Source organism: Shewanella sp. Sh95 (assembly GCF_001308045.1).
GTDB classification, from domain to species: domain Bacteria; phylum Pseudomonadota; class Gammaproteobacteria; order Enterobacterales; family Shewanellaceae; genus Shewanella; species Shewanella xiamenensis.
Genome location: NZ_LGYY01000274.1, coordinates 90,585 through 117,094 on the forward strand (window position 1 = coordinate 90,585; position 26,510 = coordinate 117,094).

Below are 26,510 nucleotides of genomic sequence, written 5' to 3' on the forward strand. Positions count from 1 at the left end.
ACGGCGTAATTCAAAGTGATAAAAGCCTTAATTTAATATTAATTTTTAACAATATAAAATGCTAATTAATTGCATAACATCCAGATAATCATCCCACTGACTTTTCATCGCTAATAACAAAGCTTATGAGCACTAGAGCGTGTTAATATTTCGAGATTAGATTTTGTTCGTTCTGATAAGTAAGTGATCACCAAACAACGCGTTGAATGTTGCTTTTTCACCCAAACCAATAACATTTAAACTTCAATATCTATATGAATAATAAACACAAATATTATTCACCATCTCAGTCAATCTAACTCACTTTACCCCGTCAGCAATCCAGCCTAGAGTCGCGACCGTAATCGTGCCTTCTGTTTATTTTTTTACCTGTTTTGGTACCGCTTGTGGAAAATATGCTGTTAGCTCAACCCAATCAAAAGCCAGGGCTGTTTGTTCCAGTGGCAGGACTTAGTCTATTTGCTTTAGCGTCAGGCTACTTGATGAGTTTGATCCCACTCTCACTCACTTACTTTGATTTGAGCCTTGATCTTGCACCTTGGCTGGCGAGTATTTTCTACCTTGGCTTATTACTGGGCGCACCTTGTATTGCACCGATTGTCAGCCGCATAGGGCACAGTAAGGCCTTTATTTTGTTCTTAAATATCTTACTGTGCAGCGTTGTGGTGATGGTTTTGCTGCCACAGAGCAGTGTTTGGTTAGCAGCACGCTTGATTGCCGGCATCGCCGTGGCGGGGATTTTTGTGGTAGTTGAATCCTGGTTACTGATGGCCGATACCCAAAAACAACGGGCAAAACGTTTAGGTTTATATATGACCGCCCTCTACGGTGGCACCGCCATTGGGCAACTCGCCGTAGATTATTTAGGTACCACGGGTAATTTACCCTACTTGGTGGTAATAGGTTTGCTGGCCGCCGCCAGTTTACCTGCACTGTTGGTTAAACGTGGCCAACCACAGTCCAGTGAACAACACGCTATTGCCCTTTCCGACCTAAAAACCTTAAGTAAACCCGCCGTGATCGGCTGTTTAGTCTCGGGATTATTACTAGGCCCCATCTACGGCTTATTGCCTGTGTATGTGTCGCGAGACATGGGTTTTGCCCAGCAAACCGGGCAATTTATGGCGCTAATTATCTTGGGCGGCATGATAGTCCAGCCCTTAGTGAGCTATTTATCTCCCCGCATTCAAAAGAGTGTGTTGATGACCGCCTTTTGCTTAGTGGGTGCTGCGGCGCTGTTGTTACTGATGCAAACATCGCTTGTGGGATTATGGTTGGGTTTTGTGTTACTCGGCGCCTGCGCCTTTGCTCTCTATCCCATCGCCATCAGTCTGGCGTGCGATCATTTACCCAGCAGCCAAATCGTCTCCGCCACTCAGATTATGTTGCTCAGCTATTCTGTGGGTTCGGTTATTGGTCCGGTTGCCGCCAGTCGTTTCGATGATGTAGAACATGGCTTACCACTGTATTTAGCCGCAAGTTTTTTAGTCACGGCTTGCTACCTCAGTGCGCACTTACTGGCCCGAAGTAAAGCTCGCCTACCCGCAGCGAAGGCTTAGTCCAGGGCCGTTAATGTTGAGTCATCTGCATCCGATAAATAGTAATGGGCGTCGATAACGGCGCCCATTGCTATTACGATGTTTGCTGGGTGAGTTCTGCCACTGGCACTGTAGCGGAAATGGCCCAGATACTGTCCTGCGGCCCATTAAGCACCCGATGGCGAGTCAGCTTGTAACCATAAAAGAACACCCCGCTAAAGGCCAACGCCACCAGATCAACGCCCAAAGTCGCTGAAGAATAAGGCGCCCATAAGCCTAAACTTGGCGCGAATACCGCAACTAGAGACGTGATTGGCATCGCCAATGTAGCCAAGCCGCACAAAGGCAAAATCAGTAGCGCCGCCTTGGCTGCACCACGCCAAAAGGCGTAAGCCACCAGCAATCCAAACACCAGATAATACAGCCACAAATAGACGTGGTTAATATTGCTCACATGCGCGTAAAACCATTTACCCAGCAACATACTTATCGTTAAGGCGGCAACGGAGCCTAAGCAAATCCCCACTGTGGCACTGGCCATTAAACGGCAAGCACGGGTTTGTTCACTGGCCTGCTTTTTACGGCGTTTTTCCAGCCACAGCAGGTTGCCACTGTAAAATAAAAAAGCGCCGCTCAAACCTAAGAAGAAATACACCCAGCGCCCGAGATCGCCACCATAACTGCCAAAGTGTAATCCAAAGAATACTGCGACCGTTCTAGCCCAAATCCCCTTGTCACTTTGGTCAATCGTGCTGTTGGACACCTTAAGACTGTAAGGATGCAGATATAAATAATCAGTGACGGGTCCACGCATAAAACCATTGGGGTTATATAACCCCAAGCGCAAGGTCGCACGGGGATTATCCAAGTTCATAAAGGTCATTTCATTCACTTGATAATCGGGGGCGATTTGCTGCACCTTGGCTAACACAGTGGTGACCTTTGGCAAATCGGCAAGTGTATAGGGCGTTCTGTCAGGCGCGGGCTGGACAAAGAGCGGTTTTTCACCATAAACCACCTGCTTAAGCCCATCGTAAAGCTGATCATGGAAGGCAAACACTATTACAGTAAGGCTAATCACTAAATGAAATGGCAGACTGGTAATACCGACTAAATTATGGGCATCGAGCCAGAAACGACTCTCACCTTTATCTTTACGCAGAGCAAAAAAGCTTTTGGTTAAGGTGGGCAGTAAAAAAATCACCCCAGAAACCAATGCTAAGAAGTATAAAACGGCGGCTATCCCCAACACATAGACACCTGCCTGATCGTGACCGACTTCGCCGGCAATCCCCGCGGTGCGATGTAATTGGTCAATCAGCTCAGCCAACTCACTGGGCGTACTTAACTGTGTCAGTAGCTGCCCATTTTCGTCAAGACTGGCATGCCAAAGCTGGTGACTCATGCTGAGTTCACGCTCCGAGCCCTGTTGATACCAGGTCATCGGCGATTGATGCGCATCATTTAAGTGCAAACTAAAACCAGTTTTGGCCTTATCATCTTGCGCTAACACTTGCGCGACTAAATCATCCAGTTTGTCAGCGGGCACTTGAGGCAAAGTTAGGGCTGGCGGCATTGACCAAGCGTCAATCGCCCCCTTAAACATGGTGAGCGAACCAGCATAAAAGCCGATAAACAATACGATTCCGGCGATGATACCAGTCCAAATATGGATAGACTGATACACCCGTAACACATCACTGCGAACTTTCATCCTTGTCACCTAAAGGTATATAACACTATATAAGTCAAAATGTTAAATAGGCCCAAGTAGCCAATTGCCCTGAGTCCGGTTTTAAACATAAAGCTAAAACTTAAGATCAATAACCAGATAGGCGTTATCAGCCACATGTTGAACTGCACTTTAGTATCGGCATCGATACCGCCTGGGCCAAACCAGGCAAATAACCCCACCAATCCAAGCGCTAAGGTAAATCCTAAAATCAATCCCGCCAGTGATTTAGTCCACCAGTCAGGTTGTAATTTGTCCTGTTCAGCTAAACGTGCCATGAGTTATTTACGCCCCAAAAGTGAGACAAAAGGCACTAACCCCGTCAATAACATCAACAGGGCTAACCAAATAAAAATCGCGGCGCTAAGGGTAAAGAGACTGAGCCAACCGAGTAAACTGGCAAAGGCAAAAGCATAGGCGAGTAACCGCCAAGGCCGCTTAGGAAGGGAGCTTGCAAATAGTTTTTGCTGCTTATTCGTCACATAAAATAACAAGCAGGCCAACAGCGTCGCTAACACAGATATAAGTTGCAACACGGGATGTTTTCCTCTCACCACAAAGCGTTAGCATTCGAGTCCATTTGCCTATGCTCGGTGTATATCCTATAAAAAGATAAACGCATGAAAGCAATGGAAGAATTTGAATCTCAGGACTCTAGCCATGGTGAGAATAATTCGCAATAAGATTTACAGTGTAAGGATGAGTTGTGATATTACTGTCACATATTGATAAGCTAGATACCCGATTGTTGCCAGCTGTTAACCATTAAGATACATTTTGCAGCAACCGTTTCGTCTCGATATAAATAATCATCAACACGATCCGCGATCACTCCAACCCCATCTCGACGACCCTAGCAAAGGAAGCTAAATGATAAAAAATGAACTCAACCTGCCAAGTTCCTTTGGCCTGTCTAAAATCATTCCTTTAGTGATTTTACTGATCCTCTTTATCTCACTCTTTGGTAGTTGGTACACGGTTGACCAAGGTGAACGCGGGGTGATTCTACGTAACGGTAAGATCATTGGTACAGCAGAGCCGGGACTTGGGTTTAAACTGCCCATGTTTGACACCGTAGTAAAAATCTCAACCCAAACCCACACGACTAGCTACAGTTCACTACAAGCCTATAGCCGTGACCAACAACCCGCGACACTTAACGCTTCAGTCACCTTTAGCGTACCGCCGGATCGGGTCGAAGAAGTCTATGCCAACTTCAAAAGTATCGATGCCATGGTGGCGCGCTTACTCGACCGCCAAGTGCCAACGCAAGTTGAAAACATTTTTGGTAAATACACCGCAATTTCAGTAGTACAGGAGCGGATCAAATTTGGTATCGATGTGACCAATGCCATCACCCAATCGGTGAAAGGGCCAATCGAGATCACCTCGGTACAGATTGAAAATATCGATTTCTCCAACGCTTATGAGAAATCTGTTGAAGACAGGATGCGCGCAGAGGTTGAAGTACAGACCCAACTGCAAAACCTAGAGAAAGAAAGAGTCAGCGCCCAAATCGCCGTGACCCAAGCGCAAGCGGAAGCAGACTCACAACTCGCCCGCGCGAAGGCTGAGGCCGAAAGTATTAGGATTAAAGGGGATGCTGAAGCCTCTGCGATTAAGAGCCGCGCCGAGGCTCTGGCACAAAATCAAAACCTTGTCGAACTGACCAAGGCCGAGAAATGGGATGGAAAACTACCAACCACAGTCTTACCAACGGGCACTCTGCCCTTTATCGATGCTAAGAAGTCGAACTAACAAACGACTAAGCATCGCAAGTAAGCTATTTGCCACTAGCGATACGCATTAGGCTTTACCATAAAAATCCCCAGTCATTGCTGGGGATTTTTATTTAGCGTTAGCGCTATGAACAGCAATCGCTGCGGCGTAACCAGCTTCTTGGGATCTTCTCAAACACCACTTTCGCCATCAACAACGCCAGTACTATGCCCGAGGTGGCCACTAACCAACTTGGTAGCATTTGGTGTTCATGACCAATCTGTGGCATTACCTCAAAGCCAAAGTTCGCCACTAGATAGTTCACTAAGGCACCAGCTATTAAGGCAACACCTAACACACCGCCAAGATAGCCATAGAGCGCACGCTTACCCAGCTCCTTAGTCACTACACCTAAAGTAGCGATATTGGTTGCAGGACCTGCCATCATAAACACCAGCACGGCGCCGGGGGACACGCCAGCGAGTAACAAGCCCGCGGCAATCGGCGTCGAAGCCGTTGCGCAGATATACATAGGCACAGACACTAGCACCATCACCAGCATGGCCAGCAACCCATCGCCCCACTTAGCCAAAAAGTCAGCAGGAACATAGGTTTGTACTAATGCTGCGAAGAATAAACCCACCAGCAGCCAGAGGGTAGTATCACGCACCAGATCCGTCGCCGCATATTTAAGCCCAAGCCCAATACGTGCAATCACAGATTCAGACTTCAACTCAGTCGCCATATCCTGAGTCGACGCACAGCAGCTCTCGCCTTCGGCTTGATGGCTCTCAGCCGTTTTCGCGCTTGAGCTACCACAACAAGCGCCCTTCTTCACTACGACTATTTTTTCAGGCGCGGCAGTTTGAGTGCCACAGCATGAACCAGCATTTTCAACCTTGACCGCACTGACTTTAGCCGCATTAACCATACCGACAGTGCCCATACTTGAGCCACTAACTGCCATTAGACTAGGCTTAGCCATAGGTGTCATTTTGATTTTCGGTTCGGTTGATGGCGCTTTCGCGTTATCACTGCCGCAACAGGAAGATTTGACCGGCGTAATTGCAGGCGCCTTAGTCGAGGCGCAGCAGCGTTTTACCGCTTCGGCTTTTACCACTGTCTCTGGTGACGGGGATTTTGAGGCGCAGCATGAAGCGACAGGCGCAGCGCTAGCTAATGCCTTGTCTGACTGAACCTTGTCTGACTGGGAATCGGCCTTAACCGCAGGTTTGCCATCGTCATCATCACGTCCCACCAGTAAGCCCGCAACAATGGCACTGGTGATCGCCGCAATTGGGCGCACTATTGCCATAAAAGGGCCGAGTAACACGTAGGAAACCGTTACTGAGTCAACCCCAGTTTCAGGAGTGGAGACTAAAAAGGAGGTGGTTGCCGCTTTCGATGCCCCAGAGCGGCGCAGCCCCACGGCGGCGGGGATCACACCGCAGGAACACAGAGGTAAAGGCGCGCCCAATAATGCTGCCTTGACCACGGTTTTAAAGCCATGTCCGCCGAGCTGCTTTTGCATCCAGGCCATAGGCACGAATACTTTAAGTAAACCCGCCAGAATCAAGCCAAGCAACAGCCAAGGGGCGGAATCTAAAAACAGATCGATAAAATTCTTCAGTAACATAATTAATTCCCTGACTTATCTAGGGTTGTAGCTCTGTGGACTGCACCATGATCATGCTCAACGCGAACTCGTTCGGTACTCGACTCTAGCGCCTCTAAAATCGAGCAATGTTCGGCACTACGAGGCCCGCCGCAGCAGGCATCCGACAGACTCTGTAAGCTGGTTTGAAAATGCAATAACTCGGCAATCTTCGCCTGTACCTGCGCCAGCTTGAGGTCCACCATGCCCTTTACATCGGCACAGACCCAATTGGATTTATCAAGATCGATAGACAACAGCTCACTGATTTCACTTAAGGTAAAACCCACCGTCTTCGCCCGCAGAATAAAACGCAGCCGCGCCGCGTCGGCATCGGTATAGACCCGATAGCCAGAGTCGGTTCGGCTCGAAGGCGAAAGTAGACCGTGTTTCTCATAGAATCTGAGGGTATCGGCCTTCACCTCGCATAAATCGGCTAACTCACCAATTCGGTACATAGTTAATCCTTTGCAGTTTTACTCGAATCTTCTCAAGCAACACTGACAATCAATATGATGGAGCGAGTATAAACCTTAGAGCCTACTCCAAGGTCAAGGGCTATTTTCAAATTTACACTTCACCCCAAAATCATTCCACTTTGTTCTGATATCAATATTGTGAAATCGCGCAGAAAAAACACCCGTAAATCCCGTTTTACGGTAGAATACGCGCGCCTGACGTTGGGACAAAAAATATAAGTAGGACCAAGGGGCTTTTGGAAAGCAGAACCGATTGAAGTTGTTCTGTTTTCCGAAAGATCCTTGAAACTAAAATAACTGGACCCTGTACCCAAATGACTGTTGCAAATAATGCCAGACCCATTCGTCGCGCGCTGTTAAGCGTTTCAGATAAAACCGGAATTCTCGAATTCGCCAAAGCATTACACGCCCAAGGCGTTGAACTGCTGTCAACGGGCGGTACCGCTCGCTTGTTAGCGGATAACGGCGTGCCTGTTATCGAAGTATCTGACTATACAGGACACCCTGAGATCATGGATGGTCGCGTTAAAACCCTGCACCCGAAAGTGCATGGCGGCATTTTGGCGCGTCGCGGTCTTGATGAAAATGTCATGGCTGCTAACAATATCAATGCAATCGATCTGGTTGCGGTTAACCTCTACCCCTTTGCCGATACCGTTGCTAAAGCTGGTTGCACCTTAGAAGATGCGATTGAAAACATCGACATCGGTGGCCCGACTATGGTGCGCGCTGCGGCGAAAAACCATAAAGACGTGACTATCGTGGTAAATGCGGCCGACTATAATCGCGTATTAGCCGAAATGGCCGCCAACAATGGCAGCACGACTCACGCAACCCGTTTTGATTTAGCGATTGCCGCCTTCGAACACACTGCGGGTTACGATGGCATGATCGCCAATTACTTCGGCACTATGGTTCCAGCGCATAGCACTGATGAGTGCTTCGAAGACTCAAAGTTCCCACGCACCTTCAACACTCAATTAGTGAAGAAGCAAGATCTGCGTTACGGTGAAAACAGCCACCAAACTGCGGCCTTCTATGTTGACACTAAGATCGACGAAGCCTCAGTCGCAACGGCAGTTCAACTGCAAGGTAAGGCACTGTCTTACAACAACATCGCCGATACCGATGCCGCCCTTGAGTGCGTGAAAGAGTTCAGCGAACCCGCTTGCGTTATCGTTAAACACGCTAACCCATGTGGTGTTGCACTGGGTAAAGATCTGCTCGATGCCTATAACCGCGCCTATCAAACTGACCCAACGTCAGCCTTTGGCGGCATTATCGCCTTCAACGGCGAGTTAGATGCAGCAACCGCTAGCGCTATCGTTGAGCGTCAATTCGTTGAAGTGATTATTGCGCCAGTCGTGAGCCAAGGCGCCCGCGATGTAGTGGCCAAGAAAACCAACGTGCGTCTGTTAGAGTGCGGTCAATGGGATACTAAGACCAAGACCTTAGACTATAAGCGCGTAAACGGTGGCCTGCTGGTGCAAGACCGCGACCAAGGCATGGTTGGCTTAGATGACATTAAAGTCGTGACTAAGCGTCAACCGACCGAGAGCGAGCTGAAGGACTTAATGTTCTGCTGGAAAGTGGCTAAGTTCGTTAAATCTAACGCGATTGTTTACGCTAGAGACGGCATGACCATCGGTGTCGGTGCCGGCCAAATGAGCCGCGTCTACAGCGCTAAGATTGCCGGTATCAAGGCTGCCGATGAAGGCTTAGAAGTGGTTAACTCTGTGATGGCGTCCGATGCCTTCTTCCCATTCCGCGACGGTATCGATGCCGCAGCGGCGGCGGGCATTAGCTGTATCATCCAACCGGGTGGCTCAATGCGCGATGCTGAAATCATCGCCGCTGCCGACGAGCACGGCATGGCCATGGTAATGACGGGCATGCGCCACTTCCGTCACTAATGCCACCTACAGCCAGCACGCCAAGTGCTGGCTGTTTCGTTTATCGCACTCAGTGAACATAAGTATCTAACCACAAGAATTTAAAACTCAAAGGGATGACTTAACATGAAAGTATTAGTTATTGGTGGCGGCGGCCGCGAACATGCCCTAGCTTGGAAAGCGGCACAATCACCTCAGGTCGAACTGGTTTATGTTGCACCGGGTAACGCGGGCACGGCTCTCGAACCAAAGCTTGAAAACTTAAATATCAGTGCAACTGACATTCCTGCCCTGCTCGATTTTGCTAAAACCAATCAGATCGAACTCACCATCGTTGGCCCGGAAGCGCCGCTGGTATTAGGCGTGGTCGATGCCTTTAACGCTGCGGGTTTACCTATTTTCGGCCCAACGAAGGCGGCAGCTCAGCTCGAAGGTTCAAAAGCCTTCACTAAGGACTTTTTAGCGCGCCACAATATTCCTACCGCGGGTTATAAAAACTGTACCGAAATCCAAGACGCTAAAGCCTTCGTGCGTGAACTGACGGGCAAGACGGGTTACCCAGTGGTGATCAAGGCCGACGGTTTAGCCGCAGGTAAAGGCGTGATCATCGCCCAAGATCAAGCCGAAGCGGATGCCGCAATTGATGATATGCTCGCGGGCAATAAGTTTGGTGATGCCGGTTCTCGCGTGGTTATCGAGGAATTCTTAAAAGGCGAAGAAGCCAGCTTTATCGTTATGGTCGATGGTAAAAATATCCTCGCGATGGCGACCAGCCAAGACCATAAAGCCCGTGATAACGCCGACCACGGTCCAAACACTGGCGGAATGGGTGCTTACTCTCCTGCTCCTGTGGTCACCCAAAGCGTACACGATTGGACAATCGCTAACGTTATCCGCCCAACGGTGGATGGCATGGCGGCTGAAGGCAATGTGTACACTGGCTTCCTGTATGCAGGCCTGATGATCGCACCAGACGGCAGCGCCAAAGTACTGGAATACAACTGCCGCTTTGGCGACCCAGAAACCCAACCAATTATGATGCGCCTCAAGTCTGATCTGGTTGAGCTGTGTTTAGCCGCGACCCGTGGCGAGCTGGATAAAGTCACTGCCGAGTACGACGAGCGCGCCGCAGTTGGCGTAGTGTTGGCCGCAGGCGGTTACCCTGATGACTATCGCAAAGGCGATGTGATTGACGGCCTAAGCCTAGGTAATCACGATGCCAAGGTATTCCACGCGGGTACTGAGATGAAAGACGGCCATGTGGTCACCAACGGCGGCCGCGTATTATGTGCGACAGCCTTAGGACACACAGTGACCGAAGCACAAAAAGCTGCTTATCTGCTGGTTGATGAAATCCACTGGGATGACGTGTATTTCCGTACCGATATCGGTTATCGCGCCATTGCCCGTGAACAACAGAGCTAAGGGTTAATCCCACTAAAAATACCGGCCTAATGCCGGTATTTTTATGCCTTAAATTTGACGATCGTCAAATTTAAGATAATGATTTATATAAATTTTATTAAGATATTATCTACTTTAGCCCGTATTATTCCGCTACAATGCTGCATAATTGTTAATTCCCAAAATAATAAGGACTCCCTATGGAGATTAGACTTATATCTACCGCCATCGCCTTACTGATTGGCGGTTGCGGGGGCGGCTCTGAGGATGCGAGCACCACCACACCACCCGTTCAGCCACCGACTATCACCCAATATACCGCCAGTGCAAGTCAGGTATCGGGCGGCAAACTCACTCCTGCAAGCCAAAAAGTCGATTCGGGCAAAAGAGCCAGCTTTAGTGTTCAAGCGGACGCAGGCTTTGTACTAGAAAAAATTAGTGGCTGTGGCGGTTCATTAGCCGAGTTAACTTATACCACAGCGGCGATGTCGGCGGATTGCACGATTACTCCAGCCTTTATCAGCAATGCTGAAAATGCCATTCGCCATCAAGATCATACCCTTGCCAGCGCCATTGAGCTGATTGACTTCAGCACTACCGAACTAGCCAAAGTGGACGCTGCCCGCAAAGCGAAAATCACCCAGCTCTATCAAGGTGTAGGTAGCAGCATTAGCTGGCATCCGACCCACGACTCCATTACCTTTTCGAGCTTTATGCCGGAAAACACTTTTACCCTACTGCCATCAAATGTGGATGGCAGTGGCGCCAGTGCCGTTCGCGGCCTAGTGATGGCGGGCGAGCAACAGGGACAACGCTATGCCGCTATGGGTGGCAACTTATTTAGCGTCAACACTTCTGCGCAGACAGATATACTGTTGAAAAATCTCATCTCATGGCTGACTAAAGGTGGCGATCAACAGGATGGCCTCAGCATAGTCACGGCCCAAATGCCGAGCCGTGCCGACAGTTGGTATTTCCCCCATAACGAAGGGATCCGCACTTGGCTAAGCAAGTACTATCCCGATGCTCACAGTATCAATACCGCCAATAGCTGCGACTACAGCGCCCTCGCCAGCTGTATCGATACCTTAAAACCCGATTTAATCGTTATCAGCGATATTGACCGCGACAACCTAGGTTACGCGGGCATTCAAGCGGCGATTGCCAAAGCCAAGGCTGCGGGTATTCCCCTGCTACTCTCAAATTATCGACGCGAACAAAGCGCTATGCTCTCGCCACTCTATCTTGAGATGGGACTCTCTACCGCTGGCAACTATTGGTCCAAACTCAATGCCGATAACTTGAATGTAAGTAGCATTCTGGCCGAAGATAAAGCCCTTGAAGATGTTAAGAAACTACTGGCAAATCTGCGGGAGCAGCGCTTTGATACGCAGGTATTAAATGACTGCACAGGCAATTACTTAAGCTGTAATAGCGGCGCCTTTGTTGAGGCTTTTAAAGCGGGTGCCGACTGGTATCGCAGCAGCGCTGAAACCTTAGATATCAATGGCATTGATGTGTTTAGTCGCACTAACTTCCCACTGATAAAGGCCGGTTTACTGCTCGCCGATAAATACCGTAGTGAAATTGATTATCCCATCGCCTACAGCGAGTTCACCCAATGGCAGCAAGCGCTATTTGCCGATTGGACGGTGAGCTACGCCCGCGCCCATAACCTTGCCCAAGCCGATTTAGGGGAATATGTCACCGACAGAGCCAATCTAAGTAAAGGCACTAATGCTCACTACGGTTATCCGGCCACAGTATCAGAGCGCAAAACCATTAGCGTACCTTATACAGGTCAATGGACCAGCTCAGGCTGGTACGCCTTACCGGGACAAACCATCACGCTCAGTCGTTTGGATAGCACCAATGCCAACGTCGAAATTAAGCTAAATTATCATAGACGCAATACCAACCGCGCCTTTGAACAAAAGGTTTATCGCGCGCCGCTTGAGTTAGCGCAGCAGCGTCTTAAGCTCGCCAAAGGGCAAAGCATCGAGTTTTCAACCCCCTATGGCGGCCCGATTTATTTCTATATCAGTGGCGGCGAAGGCGCGCTCAGTGTCGATGTGCAAGCAAAAAATGTGGCTAAGCACCCAAGTATCATGGATTTTTCTAATCCTGCTGAAATCACGGCCTTCAATGACAAAATCCAAAACACTGAGCTGCCCCATGTGGATCTGCGCACCGATGGCGCTGAACAGCATTTACGCCGCGACCGTTTTATGAATGCCATTGGCGGTAAGATCCCCGATGTTACCGCCTTGCTCAAAAGCATCGTCGAGGACCATATCAATAGTGTTTACACCTTAGCAGGACTTAAGATCCAAGGTAAAAGCTTAAGTGAGTCGTTACCCGCCGAGGTGCTATCAAGCTGTCAGGCGCTGTTTGGCGCCGATTGCACCGATGCCAGTCTGCATACCCGCAGCATCATCCAACACGCTAACTATGACCAGAATGCCCAATGTGGATCGGGTTGCAGTGGCAATCCTTGGGATGCCGCTTGGAATATTTCACCCACGGGTTGGGGAGATAACCATGAACTTGGCCATAATCTGCAAACCAACCGCCTCAATGTGCAATATGCCACAGCCGCCAACAGCGACAATTGGACAGGTTATGGCAGCCGTGCAGGAGAAAACTCCAACAATATCTTCCCCTATGTCGTGCTGTGGAAGACCCATTATTTGCGTGATGGTAATACCAACACCATCAATGATGGCCATATGAATCACAAAGATCTCTTTTATGTGTTTATGTCCGATGCCATAGGCACTAAGGATACCAGTGGCAAACGCGTGGTCTTCGGCGCTAACTGTAAAGTGTTAGATATCGGCGAAGACCGATATACCGCACCTTGGGCAAGTAATGATTATGCGGTACATAATGGCTATCGCATGGGGTTTTATATCCAAATGGCCCTCAAGGCCCATGGCATGACGCTAAGTGATGGCACAACCTTAAGTAATGGCTTTAATCTCTTTACCTTGCTGTATCAGCACAGCCGTATTTTCGGTAAATACGCTAATAACGCCAGCGATTGGGAGGCAAACCGCAGTAAACTCGGTTTTGACTTGTTCCCCTTCGATGGCCATAGCGTCTACGGTGGTAAAACGGTCAGAGATATTCCTGGCAATGACTTTATGTTGGTTTCCTTAAGCAAACTCACAGGCAAAGATTGGCGCAGCCATTTCGATATGCTAGGACTGCGTTACTCTAGTCTTGCAGCCATGCAAGTCACAGCAAACGCCAGCCTTGGCACGGTACCAATGGGTATGTATGAGCTCGAAACTGATTTACCACCCGCGAATATGAGCCAAGGCTTAACCTTTATCCCACTGTCACTGAGCGATAGCAGCACACTTTGGAAAGGCACAGGCTCACCTAGCCAATGCGCGAAACCTTAATACCCTAGACATTAAAGCACTAGACGTTAAGACACTGAAAATTAAGTGCAATAAAAAATAAACCTCGCAAATGCGAGGTTTATTTTTGCCTAAAAGCGTGATCTAACGCACACAAGTTGCGAAGTGGATAGCGCACTATTTGACCTCAATAATGATATCCAATAATAAATCAGGGGTTTTCTATGGGTTATTCAATCAAAGACATTATTTATCAAGGCGAAAAGTCCGGCGTGCATAATTGGCAAACACTGTCGGGACAGAATTTTTACTGGCATCCTGACTGGCTTCATATTGCCGAGGATCTCACAGGCCATAAGGCAACAGCCAACATCCAAGCTGATGGTGATAAGGCAACCCAAAATGAAGCTGAACAAGCCATCGTTAAACACCTCAATAAAAGCTAATGGCCTGAGGCAATTGCTTTACGGGCTATTTTATCGATTAAGCCCGGTGCAATCAGCTTAAGCCAACGCCCGAGCCGGCCGCGAAGAGAAGTGATAAGCTGCCGGCCTCGGGTTGCTATCACGGGTAGCATCATGTCGGCACATTGCTCTGCGGAAATAATTTTAGCTTCCTGCATTGGCGATTTACCGAGTGGCTTACCCGCACCATCTAAGGCTCGCTTATGGATTTGCGAGACGACAAAATCAGGGCAAATCACCGTCACGGCCACATTATCGTCAGCAAGCTCAATCCGTAGCGAATCAAAAAAACCGATAACAGCATGCTTAGACGCCGCATAACCACTACGAGTCGGTACGCCTGTTAACCCAGCCACCGAAGCCACCACCACGACCTGACCTTGGCTCGACTTTAAATAGGGTAAGGCGGCATGGGTCAAATAGGCAGGGCCTAAGTAATTAACGCGCATGATATCTTCAAGAACCGCTAGTTGGGTTAACTCATCAAAACGCGACCACATCGTCATGCCCGCATTATTAACCAAAATATCGAGACGGCCATAATGGGCAATCGTGGCTTGAATTAGGTCTTCACACTGGGAGGCACTGCTAACATCAGCGGCAAAAACAAAGGGGGTAGGACCATAGTTAGCAATTTCGAGGGCAAGTGAGGCAAGACGCGTTTCGTTGCGAGCACTCAATACAAGTTGGCATCCTACCCGCGCCATGGCAATCGCCAGCGCACGACCAATACCTTCAGAAGCCCCTGTAATAATAACCACTTTACCCGTCAGTCCATCCATAACCATATCCTTGTTACTAATATGTTAACTTCGGTTAAGGGTAAATTGGCATAATCACCTAAAAAGCGCAATCCCCTATGCGCGTTGCGCTAAGCTCATCTCAAACTGCTCACAATAACTTGCTAGAGGTTGCGGCCGTCCTATCGCATAACCTTGAGCATAGTTGATACCAATCGCTTGCAATCTATCGATAATCTCTTGGTTTTCTACAAATTCGGCGACCGTCTCAATTCCCATTACTCGGCAAACGTCTTGAATAGATTTCACGATGGCATAGTCCTTGGCATTGACGGCCAGGTTTTTAACAAAGCAGCCATCGATTTTGACGTAGTCCACGGGCAGTTCGCGTAAATAGCCGTAGGAAGCAAAGCCACTGCCAAAATCATCCAATGCAAAGGAAAAACCGAGTTTGCGCAATTGCCTGAGCATTTCCATGCCGCGGTGACGGTTTTGAATCGCAGTCGTTTCGGTAATTTCAAAGCAAACGCATTGGCTAGGAATATCAAAAATTTGCTGCTGCTTAGCAATATATTCCACCATGCCTTCGGCGCCGAGACTATTGCCCGAAAGGTTGATTGAAATGCAGTGATCCGGCCAAAGCTGCGAATTTAGCGACAGCCATAAAAAGGCTTTACGTATCACTTCTTTATCAATTTCAGGCATCAGCTTAAAACGTTCTGCGGCAGCAATAAACTGGGCTGGCGCCAAAATGCGACCACAAGGCTCTTGGATCCTGAGCAGAATCTCCATCCGTTGGCGTTTAGAACTCGCACCTAATCCTCGGATGGGCTGGTAGTAGAGCAGGAGTTCATTTTCCTCAATTGCTTGGGCAATACGCATCGCCCATTTAGGCGCATTACGCTGGTAGGTCAGTTCTTTATCTTTATCATCATAAATATGGATTTGATTGGCGCCCTTAGCTTTAGCGGCAATACAAGCGATATCCGCATCCTTGAGTAATTCCTGCGCATTGATATAGGGCGCACGCCCAAAGGCAACACCAATACTTAAGCCGACTTTGTAGTTGCAATTTTTATCGTGTAACACTTGCAACGATACCTGGGCAATAATGTGCTTTAGCAACTGCACCACGGCTAACGCCGAGCGATCGCAGATCACCAGTCCGAACTCATCCCCACCTAAGCGAGCGAATAACTCCTGAGGCCCAAGACATGATTGGATAGCCTTAGCGACCATGGCCAACATGCGATCACCCGCAGTATGGCCACAACTATCATTGATCAACTTAAACTGCTCTAAATCCAAATAACATACCGCAAGGCTCCTCGTTTGACCGGCGAACTCGGGCAGTTGTTCTTCGAACGCTTGGCGATTAAGTAACCCGGTAATACCATCAAAGTTTGCGCGTTTTTGTAGCTGGTGCTTAAGGCGTTCTTCTTGGGTGATATCCCGCAGTACTACTACAGTACCGACAATCTCTTTTTCATGATTAAGCACGTTACTAATGCTACGTTCAATAATTCGTGGCGTAGTGGTTAGCAGCTTGATTTTAGCGACTTGAGGTGTAGTTTCGCCAAGGCGAATACAGTGAAATACCGCTTGATTTAACTGCTCTCCAGCCTTTAATAAGCTAGCAAGACTCTCACCAACGGCATCACAACTGGCCACATCAAGCAGTGTTTCAGCCTTTGGATTCATGTAAATGACGTTTGCATCGATGTCGGTCAAGATAACGGCTTCAGCAATCGACTCTAAGGTTATTTTACCGCGCTCTTTCTGCTGATAAATCCTCGCGAGTAAGCTGTTTACGCGATTCGCCAATACAGATAACTCTTCATTACCCTCGCTGGTCACAGGCCGATATACACTCGCCATAGGATCAACGAGCGCTAATTGCTGCATCAAGCTATTAAGGGGCTGTAACAGGCCTGAACGCAACCAAACATAACCCAAAGCGACAATGAATACCCCCAGCAATATCACCGCAAGCGACACCCAGTCGAGACTAAGCTTTACATCTCGAAAAGGATCATCAGAAAATTCAACCTGAAGATAAATTGGTTGTTGACTAATGAGACTCGGCAGCGCAACCGAACTTGGATGTAAGGTATTATGTGTTGTTACAGCATTAGACATGCTGATCCGCGCGACAAGGGAGGTTTGAGCATATTCCAGTAGATCGCGCTCAGTAAGTTGCCGCACTAACAGCACATACTCACCCAAATGTGAAGCGACCGCAGTGACGACATATCCTTTATCGCCAATTAAATAGGCGCTGGCAAACTCAGGCTTAGCCTGCGTCGTTATCGCCTTGGCGATTTCCTGCCGATTCACATCAGCTATTGATTGCTCATTTTGAAAAACACTCTGCAAATTTCCATCTCGCAGAATAAACCAACTTAAATTGGCAGACATGGAGCTCTCAAGCCACGAAGACTCGAGGGCTTTTAACTGCTCGCTATCGAGATGAGCTAATGGTGAGGCATAGATGTTAGTGAGAAAACCTAACCGATCGACATCGATGCGGAACTGCTGCTGAATATTCGCCAGCTCGCGCTGTACATTATCCTGACGTAACAATTCGACCCTATGGTCAAACCAAACCCCGAGGCAATAGGAGACAAGCACAACGGCTGGTAAACAGAACCCTGCAATAAATACCAATATTTTGTTGCCTATGCGCATCTTTTACCACGGCTTACGTAATTAAATTAACAAACGGCTTTATTTAGTCCCTTATAGCGCCATGCAACATATCTCATTTGCAAATAGTATTAAATATCACTTTGCTTTATCCGTTGCTAAAGTAGGCAATAGCATGCATTTAATTGCTTTAAACGCCTTTGATTTAACGCAGCTATTCGATAAAAAAGTTTTAAAAAGTTAGATGGTAACCGAGCTCCAACGCACTAACACCGCGGAGACATACGCTATAAAGCACGCGATTAATTAATGCACTCGCTAAACCACAAGTTAATACCCAATTAACAACACCCAAGTGGAAGTTTCTGACGCTGTAATAAACGCCATAAAAAACGGACCCTCAGGTCCGTTTGTTATTTAGTGCAGCTTATTTATGGTACTGCTTAGATTGAGCGTGAACCGCCTTAATAAAGGCACCTGCATGATCTGGGTCCACATGCTGGTGAATACCATGGCCTAAGTTAAACACGTGGCCTGTACCTTCACCGTAGCCAGCCAGAATTTGAGCTACTTCTTCTTCGATACGTGGGATTGGCGCGTACAGCATAGAAGGATCCATGTTGCCCTGAAGCGCCACTTTGTGACCGACACGGCGACGGGCATCGGCAATATCGACAGTCCAGTCTAAACCTAAGGCGTCACAGCCAGTTTCAGCCATGGCTTCTAACCATAAGCCACCGCCCTTAGTGAATAAGGTCACTGGCACTTGGCGGCCATCGGCAAAGCGAGTCAGACCATCGACAATCTTCTGCATATAACGCAGTGAGAATTCACGGTAAGCCGTGTGCGATAACGCGCCGCCCCATGAGTCGAAGATCATCAGCGATTGAGCGCCGTTAGCAACCTGCGCATTCAGGTACAGAGTCACTGAGTCTGCTAACTTGTCGAGTAACATATGCAGCGCCGCTGGCTCTGCGTAGGCCATCTTCTTAATTTTTTCAAAGGTTTTACTCGAGCCACCTTCAACCATGTAAGTCGCGAGTGTCCAAGGAGAGCCAGAGAAACCAATCAATGGCACTTGGCCATTCAGTTCACGGCGAATAGTGCTAACCGCTTTCATCACATAACCCAGATCATCTTCTGGATCGGGAACGGCTAATTTTTTGATGGCATCGATAGTGTCTGTTGGGCGCTCAAAACGTGGGCCTTCGCCCGCCTCAAAATACAGACCTAATCCCATCGCATCGGGAACAGTCAGAATATCGGAAAACAGAATCGCCGCATCCAGCTCGTAACGACGCAGCGGTTGTAGCGTTACTTCACAGGCCAGTTCATGGTTTTTACATAAAGACATGAAGTCACCCGCTTGAGCGCGAGTCGCTTTGTATTCAGGGAGATAACGGCCAGCTTGACGCATCATCCACACTGGAGTCATATCAACAGGCTGTTTTAGTAGGGCGCGTAAATAACGATCATTCTTTAATTCTGCCATTTGGCTTGATTCCTAGACTTATTGAGATCCGCTGGGTCGGTAGTTTAGCATTTACGCGGATAATGTAACCTTTAAGTGCAAATTTATGTGAGCTATTCCCCATCATTGCTGTCCATTTAAGCACTTATCGTCAAAATGCTAGCCAGATAACATACTGTTTAGTAATCGAACCCAAAGTCACACTAAGACAGAAAAAAGTTGCGCTGGTTTCCTGCCTTTGGTATAAAAAGTTTGCGCTAGCAAGAACAATCAAGAAGCTCGTCGCATCGAGCCTGCTATATACATTACTCGCCCAACGATAGGTTTCTATCGTTGGGCTTTTTATTTCCGCATTTTTTTATACAAAACAGCTGGTTTGTCCATCTGCCAATTCTCGCAAATCCCGATAAAAAGGGTTGATCCAAGAGCTATTTCTCCCCTACATTAGAGTCATGTCCTGGCACTTAAATGGAATGCATCATGCTGAGAGAACTCGAGAAAGCAGAACAAAAGTGGGGCGGTTCAAATAAGCTTATAGATCAATGGCTAGAAAATCGTCGTAAACTCTTGGTGCATTACTGCCAGATAGCAGGCCTTCCTCCCTATGGGAAAGCCGAAAAATCCCTTCCCTCCTTCGATCATGTGAAATCCTTTTGTGATTTATTAGTCGATTACGTCTCCGAAGGCCATTTCGAAGTCTATGACCAAGTGGTCAATGCCTGTGAAAAGTTTGGCGCCTCGAGCAAAACCTTAGCCCAGCAAGTACTGCCAAAGATCACCCCAACGACCAACGCGGCGTTAGACTTTAATGATAAGTACGCCGAAGCGCAGGATGACCAAGTGTTATACCAGCTCGATAAAGATCTTTCCGAACTGGCCCACACCATGGAAACCCGTTTCGAGTTAGAAGATAAATTGCTCGAAGTGCTACATAACCAGTATTCAGAGCACGCCCAGCAAGCTTAATGCGGCATGATAAGCCACGCTAAACACTGCGCTAAAGAGATACCTGACCGATAAATAATCAATTTATCCTCTGTCTTTCGTTAAGTTGCTATGTGATTGTTTGCGCATTAACAGTACAGCAAAGCATTCAATAGAAACAAAAAAGCCAGCTTTCGCTGGCTTTTCATTATCATATCAATCGATTATACAGCTGATTGAAAGATCACTTGTGATGCTTTCTTAGTGTAAGAATCGATTTGATCGAAGTTCAAGTAACGGTAAGTGTCAGCTGCAGTTGCGTCTAACTCTTTCGCGTATTCTTGGTATTCTTCAACCGTAGGCAGACGACCTAACAGTGCTGCCACTGCCGCTAATTCCGCAGACGCTAAGTATACGTTTGCACCTGTACCTAAACGGTTCGGGAAGTTACGGGTAGAAGTCGATACTACAGTTGCACCTTCAGCCACACGTGCTTGGTTACCCATACACAGTGAACAGCCTGGGATCTCGATACGCGCACCAACGCGACCAAAAATACCGTAGTAGCCTTCCTCGGTCAGTTGGTCTTTGTCCATCTTAGTCGGTGGTGCAATCCAAAGACGTGTTGGCAGCGTCTTAGCGAACTTGTCTAACATCTTACCGGTCGCACGGAAGTGACCGATGTTAGTCATACAAGAACCCACGAACACTTCGTCAATCTTAGTTTGCGCAACAGATGACAGTAATACAGCATCATCAGGATCGTTAGGCGCACACAGGATTGGCTCTTTGATCTCGTTCAGATCGATTTCGATCACTGCTGCGTACTCAGCATCCTTGTCAGCACTCATCAGCTCAGGATTCGCTAACCACTCTTCCATGCCTTTGATACGACGCTCTATCGTGCGACGGTCACCGTAACCTTCAGCGATCATCCACTTCAGCATAGTGATGTTAGAGTTCAGGTACTCAATGATTGGCTCTTTGTCTAACTTGATAGTACAACCCGCTGCAGAGCGTTCTGCTGAGGCGTCAGACAGTTCGAATGCCTGTTCTACTTTCAGGGTTTCTAAGCCTTCGATTTCCAGTACGCGACCAGAGAAGATGTTGATCTTACCTTTCTTCTCAACCGTCAGCAGACCCATTTCAATCGCTTTTAATGGGATAGCATGTACTAGATCACGTAGGGTGATACCAGGTTGCATCTTGCCCTTGAAGCGTACTAATACTGATTCTGGCATGTCCAGAGGCATCACACCGGTCGCAGCAGCGAAGGCAACAAGACCAGAACCCGCTGGGAATGAAATACCGATTGGGAAACGCGTATGTGAGTCACCACCAGTACCTACTGTGTCTGGTAATAACATACGGTTTAACCATGAGTGAATAACACCGTCACCTGGGCGCAGCGACACACCACCACGGTTCATAATGAAGTCTGGCAGCGTGTGGTGAGTGTTAACGTCAACCGGTTTTGGATAAGCGGCAGTGTGGCAGAATGACTGCATAGTCAAATCAGCACTGAAGCCTAAACAGGCTAAGTCTTTCAGCTCGTCACGGGTCATAGGACCGGTAGTGTCCTGTGAACCTACAGAAGTCATCTTAGGCTCACAGTATTGACCTGGACGTACGCCAGCAACACCACAGGCTTTACCGACCATCTTCTGTGCAAGGGTATAACCTTTGCCATTATCAGCGATGTCTTGAGGACGTACGAATACGTCAGAGGCTGGTAAACCTAATACTGCACGTGCTTTGTCAGTTAAACCACGACCGATGATCAGTGGAATACGACCACCTGCACGCACTTCGTCTAACAGTACGTCGGTTTTCAGGCTGAACTCAGAAATCACTTCATCTGAGCCATGACGCTTAACAACACCAGCGTATGGGTAAATGTCGATCACATCGCCCATTTCCATTTTGCTGACGTCGAGTTCGATTGGCAGTGCGCCCGCATCTTCCATAGTGTTGAAGAAAATCGGCGCAATTTTGCCACCTAAGCAGAAACCACCAGCACGTTTGTTAGGTACGAATGGGATATCATCGCCCATGAACCACAGTACTGAGTTAGTCGCAGATTTACGTGATGAACCAGTACCTACAACGTCACCCACGTAAACTAATGGGAAACCTTTAGTTTTCAGTTCTTCTAATTTCTTGATTGGACCTACGCTGCCAGGTACATCTGGCTCGATACCATCACGCGCGTTTTTCAGCATCGCTAAGGCGTGCAATGGGATATCTGGACGTGACCAAGCATCGGGTGCTGGTGACAGGTCGTCGGTGTTGGTTTCACCAGAGACTTTGAATACGGTCAGGGTGACTTTGTCCGCTAATTTTGGACGGCTTAAGTACCAATCTGCATTTGCCCACGCTTCAACCACTTGTTTTGCATAGACGTTACCCGCTTCCATTTTCTCAACCACATCGTGGAAAGAGTCAAACATCAGCAAAGTGTGAGATAAGGCTTTAGCAGCTAAAGGCGCCAGAGCGGGGTTATCTAACTGAGCGATCAGCGGCTCGATGTTATAGCCACCTTGCATAGTGCCTAATAACTCAGTCGCACGTTCGGCAGATAGTATGGGTGAAGTTGCAGTGCCTTTAGCAACCGCATCTAAGAAAGCGGCTTTAACATAGGCGGCTTCGTCAACACCGGGGGGAATTCGATTTTCGAGCAGGTCAAGAATAACAGCTTCTTCACCAGCGGGGGGATTTTGAACCAATTTAACCAGTTCAGCCACTTGATGTGCATCTAATGGCTTAGGGACTACGCCCTCTGCAGCACGTTCTGCGACGTGTTTACGATATGCTTCTAGCACGGCAACATTCCTCTTTGTTTGGCGCTCTAACAACGAAACTGCACGTCTTCTCAATTGAAGCTGACAGTCCGACATGATCGACCCGTATTTCCGGCCAGCAGTATACTACAGCTTTGCAAAAGTATGAATCAGGTCACACTCGGCAAAAGACGAAATAAGGGCTAAATCCGGAGGTGCAACTCAACTTACGGCAACAATAAAACAATGGAAATTAGACAATAGTTTGAAAACAGATAAAAAACCATAATCTACAAATAGTTAACATAAGTTAATCAATTTAAAATCGAACGATTATTTTTTTGGACATCAATTCCTTTCCACCAAAAATATTTCTCAACTTTGTGTGTTTAGGCTTTGAAGATGACGGGCTTAAACTTACACTCAAGCTCGAATGACCCATTTCCCATCCCTTGGAGTAGTAATGACATCCCTCAGTATTCAAGCCGTTATTTTTGATATGGATGGCGTGTTAATTGATTCAGAACCCCTTTGGCAAAGGGTTGAATATGAAGTGTTATCGGCGCTTGGCGTGCCAGTCACTATCGAAACAATTCAACAAACCACGGGGTTACGTATCGATCAATGTGTCGATTATTGGTATCACAAAGCGCCTTGGGCCGATTACGATAATGCCAAGATCAGCAACGCCATAGTTGACAAAGTTGCTGAAGAAATTCGGCAATCCGGTGAGCCGATGTCTGGCGTTCAACAAGCAATGGCATACTGCCAGGCCAAAGGCTTAAAGGTAGGCTTAGCAACCTCATCACCAACGGTGCTGATTGATGCTGTGCTAACAAGGCTTAAGCTTAAGGGCCAATTTATGGCGGTAGAATCTGCTGAAGCGCTTACCTATGGCAAACCCCATCCAGAGGTTTACTTAAATTGCGCAGCGGCCTTAGGGGTTGACCCGCGATATTGCCTCGCGATTGAAGACTCTTTTAATGGTCTGATCGCTGCCCGCGCCGCCAATATGCAAACCGTTGCGATTCCTGCGCCAGAACAACGCGGTGAAGCAAAATGGATCATAGCCCATCATCAATTAGAGAGTTTATTGGAGCTTGATAAGGTGTTCTAAATAAAGTCACCGAATCAATTTGAGAAAGGTTAATCACAGCTAGGATACACCGATGAAGTATTATGTGTTGTTAATACTGTGGGCGGCGAGTTTGCCAGCCTTAGCGACAGATTCTATGCGCTGTAAGCAATTCGTCATCAACGTAGGCGATCCCTTAAACGCAGTGTTAGAAAAGTGCGGACCGCCAAACGAAGCCAAAGAATATAGCCAACCCGCCACTTATCGAAACTCCGCGGGTGATATCGTGATTGATCCAAGCAAGTTGCCGATAGAATATGCTGAGTGGACCTATGATTTTGGCCCGACACGATTGATGCGGCGGGTTTATGCAACCGATCAAAAAATCGAAAAAATTGAAACTTTAGGATATGGGCATTAATCCTAACCCAAGTAAAAAGCCAGACATTCGTCTGGCTTTTTCATTTTCATCCTATGGATTACCAGATTTTTACGCGCTCTTCTGGTTTTAAATACATCTTGTCGCTCTCTTTCAGCTCAAAGGCTTTATAGAAAGCTTCAATATTGCGCGGTGTACCCATAGCACGGTAGTGGCTAGGTGAATGTGGATCAGTCAGTAAACGACGACCTAACTCTTCATCACGGTAGTTGCGGCGCCATACCTGTGACCAACCGACGAAGAAACGCTGCTCACCCGTTAAGCCATCGAGCACTGGTGCAGGTTTACCGTTTAAGCTCATCGCATAGGCACGCGCCGCTACGGTTAACCCGCCTAAGTCACCGATGTTTTCGCCTAAGGTTAAATCACCGTTCACAAACTTACCGGGCAAGGCTTCATAGCCAGAATACTGCGCCGACAGTTGCTTGCCGCGTTTTTGGAACTCTTCACGGTCTTTATCCGACCACCAATCACGCAGGTTGCCGTCACCATCGTACTTAGCACCTTGGTCGTCGAAACCATGGCTGATTTCGTGGCCAATTACCGCACCGATACCACCGTAGTTAACCGCATCATCGGCTTCCATATTGAAGAATGGCGGTTGCAGAATCGCCGCTGGGAATACGATTTCATTGCCAACTGGGCTGTAATAAGCGTTCACCGTTTGCGGTGTCATATGCCACTCGGTACGATCGATTGGCTTACCGAGCTTGTTGATCATGTCTTGATATTCAAACTGGGCGTAACGCATATAGTTGCCCACCAGCTCATCAGGCTTGATTTCTAGCGCAGTGTAGTCTTTCCATTTGTCTGGATAACCAATCTTGTAGGTAAACTTAGACAGTTTTTCCTGAGCCGCGACTTTAGTTTCTGGCGTCATCCACTCGAGCTCATTAATACTGACTTCGAAACCTTTGATCAGATTTTTGATCATAGTTTCCATGCGGGCTTTTGCTTCTGGTTTGAAATATTGCTTAACGTACTCCTCACCGACTAACTCACCAATCACTTGGTCGGCGCCATCTACCGCCTTTTTCCAACGTGGTTGTTGTTCTTCAATACCCATTAAGGTTTTGCCTTTAAAGGCAAAGTTAAGGTCAACGAAGTTTTTGCTTAACAGCTCAGCATAGCTATCCACTAAGTGGAACGTTAAGTAATCCTGCCAAGCTGAAACGGGGAAGGCATCAAAATTAGCGCCTAACTTTTCTAAGTATGATGGCTGACGCACGATGACTTCAGTCACTTTATCGCCAAGGCCCGCACTGGTCGCAAAGGCATTGATATCAAACTTGCCAGTGAGTTTTTGCAGCTCGGCACGGCTCAGTTTGTTGTAAGACTTGTTAGCATCGCGAGATTCAACGCGGCTCCACTGGCTCTTAGCGATCATCATCTCGATGTCGGCTACGTTTTTCGCGGCACGTTTTGCATTTTTATAGCCTGCTTCAGTCAGAATATCAGTCACATATTTCGCCATTGCTTGGCGATTAGCGACAAACTTAGCGTCATCTTTTAAGTAGTAATCGCGGTCTGGCAAGGTTAAGCCCGACTGGCTTAAATACACTGCATATTGGGTAGAATTTTTCGCGTCGTTATTAACGTAGAAACCAAAGGGAATACCTGAACCGCTGGTGAGTAATTTCCCCATCACCGCGGGTAATTCACTGTGATTTTTCACTGCAGAGATGTCCGCCAGTAATGGATTTAATGGGGTTACACCTAAGGATTCGAGCAAATCGGTATTCATAAAGCTGGCGTTAAAGTCACCGATTTTTTGATTATTAGAGCCAGGAGCAGCATCTTTTTGCGCTGCGGCGGCATCGATGATTTTTTTCAACGCATCTTGGCTTTGATCGTACAGCACAGAGAATGCACCGTAGTTAGACTTGTCGGCAGGGATAGGCGTATTCGCTAACCATTTACCGTTCACGCTGTAATAAAAATCGTCTTGATGGCGAACTGAGGCATCAAAGTTTTGTAATTCAATGCCAGAAACCGCGGCGACTTCAGTTTTAGGCTCGCTGCTGCAAGCGGCTAAACCTAGGCTCAGGGCAATCCCCAGCGCCAGTGTGCTAATCTTCTTCATTGTTTTCCCCAGCTTCCGTTGAGAGTGTTGTTATTTTTTCCTGCAAAACCTTAGCATTTTGCCTAGTTTGGCTGTAGCAAGATTTTGTAAAAGGTTATGACA

19 protein-coding genes are annotated in these 26,510 nt (G+C 47.7%); 9 read left to right on the forward strand and 10 right to left on the reverse strand.

Translation table 11 applies throughout. The annotated features are described in order from the left end of the window. The first annotated feature begins 386 nt into the window (after positions 1 to 386). On the forward strand, positions 387 to 1,559 hold the full coding sequence (locus tag AEA42_RS20435; protein WP_055648700.1) for an MFS transporter: 1,173 nt from the start codon (positions 387 to 389) through the stop codon (positions 1,557 to 1,559). 73 nt (positions 1,560 to 1,632) lie between these two features. Here the strand turns inward: AEA42_RS20435 and AEA42_RS20440 are convergent, their stop codons facing one another. The 3 genes from AEA42_RS20440 to AEA42_RS20450 are packed head-to-tail and all read right to left on the reverse strand — an operon-like array spanning position 1,633 to position 3,806. Next, positions 1,633 to 3,252, reverse strand: a complete 1,620-nt coding sequence (locus AEA42_RS20440; protein ID WP_055648701.1) for a PepSY-associated TM helix domain-containing protein — start codon at positions 3,250 to 3,252, stop codon at positions 1,633 to 1,635. Between the two features lie 5 nt (positions 3,253 to 3,257). Continuing rightward, the gene (locus tag AEA42_RS20445) at positions 3,258 to 3,548 is read right to left on the reverse strand and encodes a hypothetical protein (RefSeq protein WP_037413577.1); all 291 of its coding nucleotides are present in this window, start codon (positions 3,546 to 3,548) and stop codon (positions 3,258 to 3,260) included. Between the two features lie 3 nt (positions 3,549 to 3,551). Continuing rightward, on the reverse strand, positions 3,552 to 3,806 hold the full coding sequence (locus tag AEA42_RS20450; protein WP_037413578.1) for a hypothetical protein: 255 nt from the start codon (positions 3,804 to 3,806) through the stop codon (positions 3,552 to 3,554). A gap of 334 nt (positions 3,807 to 4,140) precedes the next feature. Between AEA42_RS20450 and AEA42_RS20455 the strand changes: the two genes are divergently transcribed. Beyond that, entirely contained in the window at positions 4,141 to 5,028 is an 888-nt protein-coding gene (locus AEA42_RS20455) for an SPFH domain-containing protein (RefSeq protein WP_037413580.1), read from the forward strand. A gap of 106 nt (positions 5,029 to 5,134) precedes the next feature. Here the strand turns inward: AEA42_RS20455 and AEA42_RS20460 are convergent, their stop codons facing one another. Together AEA42_RS20460 and zntR are read right to left on the reverse strand one after the other, a co-directional pair. After that, the gene (locus AEA42_RS20460) at positions 5,135 to 6,625 is read right to left on the reverse strand and encodes a permease (RefSeq protein WP_055648702.1); all 1,491 of its coding nucleotides are present in this window, start codon (positions 6,623 to 6,625) and stop codon (positions 5,135 to 5,137) included. Positions 6,626 to 6,627: 2 nt separating this feature from the next. Beyond that, positions 6,628 to 7,101, reverse strand: coding sequence for a Zn(2+)-responsive transcriptional regulator (gene zntR / locus AEA42_RS20465; RefSeq protein WP_055648703.1), 474 nt, complete (start codon positions 7,099 to 7,101; stop codon positions 6,628 to 6,630). 335 nt (positions 7,102 to 7,436) lie between these two features. Between zntR and purH the strand changes: the two genes are divergently transcribed. The 4 genes from purH (at position 7,437) to AEA42_RS20485 (ending at position 14,232) form a co-directional block, all read left to right on the forward strand. Then, positions 7,437 to 9,035 carry a bifunctional phosphoribosylaminoimidazolecarboxamide formyltransferase/IMP cyclohydrolase gene (gene purH / locus AEA42_RS20470; protein WP_055648704.1) on the forward strand — a complete coding sequence of 533 codons (1,599 nt, stop codon included), beginning with the start codon at positions 7,437 to 7,439 and terminating at the stop codon, positions 9,033 to 9,035. Positions 9,036 to 9,140: 105 nt separating this feature from the next. Beyond that, positions 9,141 to 10,439, forward strand: coding sequence for a phosphoribosylamine--glycine ligase (gene purD / locus AEA42_RS20475; protein ID WP_055648705.1), 1,299 nt, complete (start codon positions 9,141 to 9,143; stop codon positions 10,437 to 10,439). 179 nt (positions 10,440 to 10,618) lie between these two features. Then, the gene (locus AEA42_RS20480) at positions 10,619 to 13,828 is read left to right on the forward strand and encodes an ImpA family metalloprotease (RefSeq protein ID WP_055648706.1); all 3,210 of its coding nucleotides are present in this window, start codon (positions 10,619 to 10,621) and stop codon (positions 13,826 to 13,828) included. 182 nt (positions 13,829 to 14,010) lie between these two features. After that, complete coding sequence (locus AEA42_RS20485; RefSeq protein ID WP_037413589.1) at positions 14,011 to 14,232, forward strand: hypothetical protein; 222 nt, start codon at positions 14,011 to 14,013, stop codon at positions 14,230 to 14,232. On the opposite strand, the gene AEA42_RS20490 is transcribed toward AEA42_RS20485, so the two are convergent. The 3 genes from AEA42_RS20490 to hemE all read right to left on the reverse strand — a co-directional run bounded on the left by AEA42_RS20490 (position 14,229) and on the right by hemE (position 19,128). Beyond that, positions 14,229 to 15,032, reverse strand: a complete 804-nt coding sequence (locus AEA42_RS20490) for an SDR family oxidoreductase (protein WP_055648707.1) — start codon at positions 15,030 to 15,032, stop codon at positions 14,229 to 14,231. The two genes, AEA42_RS20485 and AEA42_RS20490, sit on opposite strands and share 4 nt — an antisense overlap. A gap of 75 nt (positions 15,033 to 15,107) precedes the next feature. Next, entirely contained in the window at positions 15,108 to 17,678 is a 2,571-nt protein-coding gene (gene pdeB / locus AEA42_RS20495) for a cyclic di-GMP phosphodiesterase PdeB (RefSeq protein ID WP_055648708.1), read from the reverse strand. Between the two features lie 385 nt (positions 17,679 to 18,063). Next, complete coding sequence (gene hemE / locus AEA42_RS20500) at positions 18,064 to 19,128, reverse strand: uroporphyrinogen decarboxylase (protein ID WP_055648709.1); 1,065 nt, start codon at positions 19,126 to 19,128, stop codon at positions 18,064 to 18,066. A gap of 459 nt (positions 19,129 to 19,587) precedes the next feature. On the opposite strand from hemE, the gene rsd reads away from it, so the two are divergent. Next, positions 19,588 to 20,073, forward strand: a complete 486-nt coding sequence (rsd, locus tag AEA42_RS20505) for a sigma D regulator (protein ID WP_086017236.1) — start codon at positions 19,588 to 19,590, stop codon at positions 20,071 to 20,073. Positions 20,074 to 20,255: 182 nt separating this feature from the next. On the opposite strand, the gene acnB is transcribed toward rsd, so the two are convergent. After that, positions 20,256 to 22,853: a bifunctional aconitate hydratase 2/2-methylisocitrate dehydratase gene (gene acnB, locus AEA42_RS20510; protein WP_039978860.1), complete on the reverse strand. Its 2,598-nt coding sequence runs from the start codon at positions 22,851 to 22,853 to the stop codon at positions 20,256 to 20,258. Between the two features lie 421 nt (positions 22,854 to 23,274). Between acnB and hxpB the strand changes: the two genes are divergently transcribed. Together hxpB and AEA42_RS20520 are read left to right on the forward strand one after the other, a co-directional pair. Next, entirely contained in the window at positions 23,275 to 23,928 is a 654-nt protein-coding gene (gene hxpB / locus AEA42_RS20515) for a hexitol phosphatase HxpB (protein ID WP_055648710.1), read from the forward strand. 52 nt (positions 23,929 to 23,980) lie between these two features. Next, entirely contained in the window at positions 23,981 to 24,307 is a 327-nt protein-coding gene (locus AEA42_RS20520) for a DUF2845 domain-containing protein (RefSeq protein WP_055648711.1), read from the forward strand. A 58-nt stretch (positions 24,308 to 24,365) separates the two neighbouring features. Here AEA42_RS20520 and AEA42_RS20525 read toward each other — a convergent pair whose 3' ends face one another. Further along, entirely contained in the window at positions 24,366 to 26,408 is a 2,043-nt protein-coding gene (locus tag AEA42_RS20525; RefSeq protein WP_055648712.1) for a M13-type metalloendopeptidase, read from the reverse strand. Positions 26,409 to 26,510 lie beyond the last annotated feature (102 nt).

Coding starts and splice junctions, on each gene's coding strand:
- AEA42_RS20440 (WP_055648701.1), bottom strand. CDS start 3,252: ATGAAAGTTCGCAGTGATGTGTTACGGGTGTATCAGTCTATCCATATT.
- rsd (WP_086017236.1), top strand. CDS start 19,588: ATGCTGAGAGAACTCGAGAAAGCAGAACAAAAGTGGGGCGGTTCAAAT.
- AEA42_RS20445 (WP_037413577.1), bottom strand. CDS start 3,548: ATGGCACGTTTAGCTGAACAGGACAAATTACAACCTGACTGGTGGACT.
- pdeB (WP_055648708.1), bottom strand. CDS start 17,678: ATGCGCATAGGCAACAAAATATTGGTATTTATTGCAGGGTTCTGTTTA.
- purD (WP_055648705.1), top strand. CDS start 9,141: ATGAAAGTATTAGTTATTGGTGGCGGCGGCCGCGAACATGCCCTAGCT.
- AEA42_RS20520 (WP_055648711.1), top strand. CDS start 23,981: ATGAAGTATTATGTGTTGTTAATACTGTGGGCGGCGAGTTTGCCAGCC.
- AEA42_RS20485 (WP_037413589.1), top strand. CDS start 14,011: ATGGGTTATTCAATCAAAGACATTATTTATCAAGGCGAAAAGTCCGGC.
- AEA42_RS20525 (WP_055648712.1), bottom strand. CDS start 26,408: ATGAAGAAGATTAGCACACTGGCGCTGGGGATTGCCCTGAGCCTAGGT.
- AEA42_RS20490 (WP_055648707.1), bottom strand. CDS start 15,032: ATGGATGGACTGACGGGTAAAGTGGTTATTATTACAGGGGCTTCTGAA.
- hxpB (WP_055648710.1), top strand. CDS start 23,275: ATGACATCCCTCAGTATTCAAGCCGTTATTTTTGATATGGATGGCGTG.
- AEA42_RS20480 (WP_055648706.1), top strand. CDS start 10,619: ATGGAGATTAGACTTATATCTACCGCCATCGCCTTACTGATTGGCGGT.
- purH (WP_055648704.1), top strand. CDS start 7,437: ATGACTGTTGCAAATAATGCCAGACCCATTCGTCGCGCGCTGTTAAGC.
- hemE (WP_055648709.1), bottom strand. CDS start 19,128: ATGGCAGAATTAAAGAATGATCGTTATTTACGCGCCCTACTAAAACAG.
- zntR (WP_055648703.1), bottom strand. CDS start 7,101: ATGTACCGAATTGGTGAGTTAGCCGATTTATGCGAGGTGAAGGCCGAT.
- AEA42_RS20455 (WP_037413580.1), top strand. CDS start 4,141: ATGATAAAAAATGAACTCAACCTGCCAAGTTCCTTTGGCCTGTCTAAA.
- AEA42_RS20460 (WP_055648702.1), bottom strand. CDS start 6,625: ATGTTACTGAAGAATTTTATCGATCTGTTTTTAGATTCCGCCCCTTGG.